This window comes from Nocardioides sp. P5_C9_2 (assembly GCF_054049555.1).
Window position 1 is genome coordinate 1 of record NZ_JBFUMD010000273.1, and the last position, 5258, is coordinate 5258.

The following is a 5258-nucleotide window of genomic DNA, read 5'->3' on the forward strand; positions in this document are numbered from 1 at the left end:
GCCGCCACCGCGGAAGGGTCGGCTACCTGCTGCTCCTGCCTGCCGTGGTGTGGCTGCTGCTCTTCTTCGTGGTGCCGTTCTACTCGTTGGTCGCGACGAGCCTCTACGACCCGGCCGGGTCGGACTTCCGCGGCTACGACATGACGTGGGCGTTCAGCAACTACGCCGACGCGCTGCGGGAGTACTGGCGCCCCCTGGTCCGCTCGCTCGTGTACGGCGCCCTGGCCACCGCGTTCTGCCTGGTACTGGGCTACGTGCTGGCCTACGCGATCGCCTTCAAGGCCGGGCGGTGGAAGAACCTGATGCTGGTGCTGGTCGTCGCGCCGTTCTTCACCAGCTTCCTGGTCCGCACCCTGTCGTGGAAGCTGATCCTCGCGGACGACGGCTGGGTGGTCGGCGTGCTCCAGTTCCTCCACCTGCTCGGTGAGGGCGACCGGCTGCTGGCGACACCGGTCGCGGTGGTCGCCGGCCTCACCTACAACTTCCTGCCGTTCATGGTGCTTCCGCTCTACGCCAGCCTCGACAAGATCGACCCCCGGCTGATCGAGGCGTCCGGCGACCTCTACGCCCACCCGGCGGTCGGCTTCTTCAAGGTCACGTGGCCGCTGTCGCTGCCGGGCGTCGTGTCGGGAACGCTCCTCACCTTCATCCCCGCGGCCGGCGACTACATCAACGCCGAGCTGCTGGGCTCGCCCAGCCAGCGGATGATCGGCGGCACGATCCAGAGCCTCTTCACCGATGCCAACGACTACCCCACGGCCGCGGCGCTGTCGATGGCCCTGATGATCCTGATCGTCGTGATGGTGATGTTCTACGTCCGCCGCGCCGGGACGGAGGAGCTGCTGTGAGATGGCTTCGTGAGCACCTGGTGCTCATCCTCGGCCTGCTGGTCCTGGTGTACACGTTCGTCCCCATCGCGGTCGTCGTGCTGATGAGCTTCAACGATCCCGCGAGTCGCAACGTCTACGCCTTYGGCGAGTTCACCCTCGACAACTGGAAGAACCCGTGCGCCGACCCGAGCATGTGCGAGGCCCTGGTGCGAAGCGTCGAGATCGGCCTGCTGGCGACGGCGGTCGCGACGGTCCTCGGCACGCTCGCGGCGTTCGCGCTGGTGCGCCACCAGTTCGCCGGTCGCTCGGCCAGCAACCTGCTCGTCTTCCTGCCGATGGCCGCGCCCGAGATCGTCCTCGGGTCCTCGCTGCTGGCGCTCTTCGTGGCCACCGGGCTCAGCGGCCAGCTCGGCTTCGGGACCATCTTCGTCGCCCACGTCATGTTCTGCCTGTCGTTCGTCGTGGTCACCGTCCGGGCCCGCCTGGCCGGCATGGACGACAACCTCGAACAAGCCGCGATGGACCTCTATGCCACCCCGTCCCAGACGTTCTGGCGAGTCACCTTCCCGCTCGTCTTCCCAGGCATCCTGGGCGCCGCCCTGCTGAGCTTCTCGCTCTCCTTCGACGACTTCATCATCACCAACCTCAACGCCGGCACGACCACGACGTTCCCGATGTACGTCTGGGGCGTCGCGCAGCGCGGCGTGCCCATGCAGGTCAACGTGGTCGGGACGCTCATGTTCGTGATCGCGGTGACGATCGTCGTCCTCGGCGAGCTCAACAACCGCCGGCGCATCCGCGCTCGCACGTAGCCCAGGTCCGGCCCGACCGGCTCCGCGGAACATCTGACGGCTGTGGGGCGTCGGATGTTCCAACGTGCGACGAGGAGGTCCCAGCACGGTTGTGCAGGCGACAGTGACCGTCGCCTCAGCCGTCGCGACACGTCCCACCGAGGCGGTATTCGGGGGCGCCGCGGTACGCCGACCTCCCCCTCGTCGGGGATGGCCTCCTCGTCACGCTGTTGACCGCACGGACAACGGCGTGAGCACACCTCAGAGGGTGTGTCCCTATCCCTTCTGCGGAATCTGCGGCGTTGTCGGTGCCGGGCGGCACTATCGCCGGCGTGCCCGGACCTGCCGTGAAGACCGACGCCGTCATGGTGTCGCACACGGGCGCGCCGTTGATGCGGGCGACGACGTTCCGGTTCACCCTCGACGTCAACACCGAACAACACCAGCGGCTCCTCGCACACGCCGGAGCAGCACGGTTGGCGTACAACCACCACCTCGCCCGGGTGAAGGCCAACCTCGACCAGCGCGCTGCGGAACGCAGCTACGGTGTCGCGGACACCGACCTGACGCCGGCGTTGTCGTGGTCGAAGGTGTCGCTGATCAACCACATGAACGCGTGGAAGGACGGCCGAGCACCCGACTCCCGGGTGGCGATCGACGAAGCCACAGGTGAAGTGGTTCGGGGTCTGCCGTGGCGTGGTGAGGTGTCGGCCGACGTGTTCGAGTGTGCGTCCGTCAACGCCGCCCAGGCGCTCAAGAACTGGGCCGACTCCCGCAACGGCGCCCGGGCCGGGAAGGCCGCTGGGTTCCCGCGGTTCAAGTCCCGGCACAAGACCACGCCGGCGTTCCGCCTGCGCGCCAGGTACGCCGAAGGCGCTACGCCGCCTGTGCGGCCCACCGGGCCGAAGTCGATGCGGTTCCCGAAGCTCGGTGAGCTCCGCGTCCGGGAGACCACCAAACAGCTGCGCCGCCTCTACGAGACGGGCAGGTTCCACGCCTACGCCGCCTCCTTCCGGTTCGAGCGCGGCCGATGGGTGGTGTCGGTCACCGGTGTCGCCGCCGAGCTCCACCGCGCCCGACGGTCGCCCGATGGCCGGCATCAGGCTCGGGTGGGTGTCGATCTGGGTGTGAAGACCCTCGCAGTCGTCGCAGACGAGCATGGCTCCGTGCTGGCCACGGTCGAGGGGGTGAAAGCACTCCAGCACGCCCAGGCACGCCTGAAACTGGCCAACCAGTCCTACTCGAGAACCAAGAGGGACTCAGCCGGCCGGCGCAAGGCAGCACGACGCCTGGGACGGGTACACGCCCGGGTCGCGCATTTGCGCAACAACCTGTTGCACGAGCTCAGCAGCGCGATCGTTAAGGGCCACGCCGCCGTGGTCATCGAGGACCTCAACGCCGCCGGCATGCTCACCAACCGGCGCCTCTCGCGCGTGGTTGCCGACGCGTCGTTCGGGGAACTGCGGCGCCTCCTTGAGTACAAGGCCGCCTGGTACGGCACCGAGCTGGTCGTCGCGGACCGGTGGTTCCCCTCAAGCAAGACCTGCTCGGGCTGCGGTGAGGTGAAGGCGGACCTGACCCTGTCGGACCGGCTCTACGACTGCGCCTCGTGTGGGCTCGCGCTGGACCGGGACGTCAACGCTGCGGTGAACCTCGCCCGCTACACCTCACCAGATGCTGCTCGGAAGACTTCGCCGCTGCCTGTGGCCGCCTGACACACGCCCGTGTCCGCGCCCCGATGGACGGGGACGTAGAGCCGATTGTCACCTCGCACCACGAAGAGGCCCTGGGTCGGAACCGAGGTAAGACCACCGGTCGGTGGCGCTCGGACGGCAACCAAGAACCCGCACCCCGGATGGGGTGCGGGTCAAGGGAAGCCGGTGAGTCTCGAATAGGGACACACCCAGTCAGAGCATCGAGTGCGCCTTGTCGAGCACGACGCGGAGGATCTGCTCCATCTCCTCGAAGTGCTCGGGTCCGCAGATGAGCGGCGGGGCGAGCTGCACGACCGGGTCGCCGCGGTCGTCGGCGCGGCAGTAGAGGCCCTCGGCGTACAGCTGCTTGGACACGAAGCCGTAGAGGATGCGCTCGCACTCCTCATCGGTGAAGGACTCCTTGGTGGCCTTGTCCTTGACCAGCTCGATCCCGTAGAAGAAGCCGTCGCCGCGGACGTCGCCGACGATCGGCAGGTCCAGAAGCCGCTCCAGGATCGCGCGGCAGCGGGGCTCGTTCTCGCGGACGTGCTCGAGGATCTTCTCCTCCTCGAAGAGCTGGAGGTTGCGCAGGCCGACGGCCGTCGAGACGGGGTGTCCGCCGAAGGTGTAGCCGTGCGCGAACATCGCCTTGTCCTCGAGGAACGGCTCGATCAGCCGCTCGGTGGCGATCATCGCGCCCAGGGGCGCATAGCCGGAGGTGAGTCCCTTGGCGGAGGTGATCATGTCGGGCTGGTAGCCGTAGCGTTCGGCGCCGAACATGTGGCCGAGGCGCCCGAACGCGCAGATCACCTCGTCGGAGACGAGCAGGACGTCGTACTCGTCGCAGATCTCGCGCACCCGCTGGAAGTAGCCGGGCGGCGGCGGGAAGCAACCGCCGGCGTTCTGGACGGGCTCGAGGAAGACGGCCGCGACCGTGTCGGGGCCCTCGTTCTCGATGGCGATCGCGATCTGGTCCGCGGCCCAGCGACCGAACGCCTCCGGGTCGCTGCCGTCGTGGTGGCCCGAGGTGATGTCGAAGGCCCGGTAGCTGTTGGTGTTGGGCACCCGGAACGTCGAGGGCACCAGTGGCTCGAACTGCTGCTTGAGCAGCGGCAGCCCGGTGATGGACAGCGCCCCCTGGGTGGTGCCGTGGTAGGCGATGGCCCGGCTGATCACCTTGTGCTTCATCGGCTTGCCGACGAGCTTGAAGTAGTTCTTGGCCAGCTTCCACGCGGTCTCGACGGCCTCACCGCCACCGGAGGTGAAGAAGACGCGGTTGAGGTCACCGGGTGCGTACGACGCGACCTTCTCGGCCAGCTCGATGGCCGGCGGGTGCGCGTAGGACCACAGCGGCATGAAGGCGAGCTCGCGGGCCTGCGCGGCGGCGGCGTCGGCCAGCTCGGTACGACCGTGGCCCAGCTGGGAGACGAAGAGGCCGGCCAGTCCGTCGAGGTACCTCTTCCCGTGGGCGTCCCACAGGTAGGCGCCCTCACCACGGACCATCACGGGCACGTCGGCGTGGTCGTAGGCGCCCTGGCGGGTGAAGTGCAGCCACAAGTGGTCCTTGGCGGCCTGCTGGAGGTGGTCGTAGTCCGGGTGGCGAGCGTCAGTCATGGCTCCATGGTGCTCGTCCCGAGCCTGGAAGTGCAAGCGATCCGCGCGTTGTGTGTCCATTTCACGACGAAATCCGTCGCAGGACCTCCCGTTTTGCTGCGGGAATCATCTAGGCTCACGCCCATGGCCCCGCACAGTGACCGGCAGCAGAGCGACCAGCAGACCTTCCGCAACGTCATCGACGGCGCGCCCGTCGACTCGGCGTCCGGCGAGACCTACGAGGTGGTGGATCCCAGCACCGGGGAGGTCTACGCCCGGGCGCCGCTGTCCGGGGCCGAGGACATCGACCGTGCCTACGCCGCCGCCGAGCGGGCCTTCGGCTCCTGGGG

Annotated in this window: 5 protein-coding genes; 4 read left to right on the forward strand and 1 reads right to left on the reverse strand. The window is 68.2% G+C overall.

Translation table 11 applies throughout. The features are described from left to right. From ACXJKL_RS13725 to tnpB, 3 genes are all read left to right on the forward strand, one after another. The coding region (locus ACXJKL_RS13725) for an ABC transporter permease (protein ID WP_457207600.1) at window positions 1-848 on the forward strand (848 nt) is incomplete at its 5' end. Then, entirely contained in the window at window positions 845-1642 is a 798-nt protein-coding gene (locus ACXJKL_RS13730; RefSeq protein WP_457207601.1) for an ABC transporter permease, read from the forward strand. The genes ACXJKL_RS13725 and ACXJKL_RS13730, both read left to right, overlap by 4 nt. 326 nt (window positions 1643-1968) lie before the next feature. Continuing rightward, a complete protein-coding gene (tnpB, locus tag ACXJKL_RS13735; RefSeq protein WP_457207602.1) occupies window positions 1969-3336 on the forward strand; it encodes an IS607 family element RNA-guided endonuclease TnpB in 1368 nt (455 codons plus the stop codon). Between the two features lie 192 nt (window positions 3337-3528). On the opposite strand, the gene ACXJKL_RS13740 is transcribed toward tnpB, so the two are convergent. Continuing rightward, complete coding sequence (locus ACXJKL_RS13740) at window positions 3529-4929, reverse strand: aspartate aminotransferase family protein (protein ID WP_457207603.1); 1401 nt, start codon at window positions 4927-4929, stop codon at window positions 3529-3531. 123 nt (window positions 4930-5052) lie between these two features. Between ACXJKL_RS13740 and ACXJKL_RS13745 the strand changes: the two genes are divergently transcribed. Further along, window positions 5053-5258: aldehyde dehydrogenase family protein (locus ACXJKL_RS13745; RefSeq protein WP_457207604.1), on the forward strand; the 206-nt coding region annotated here is incomplete at its 3' end.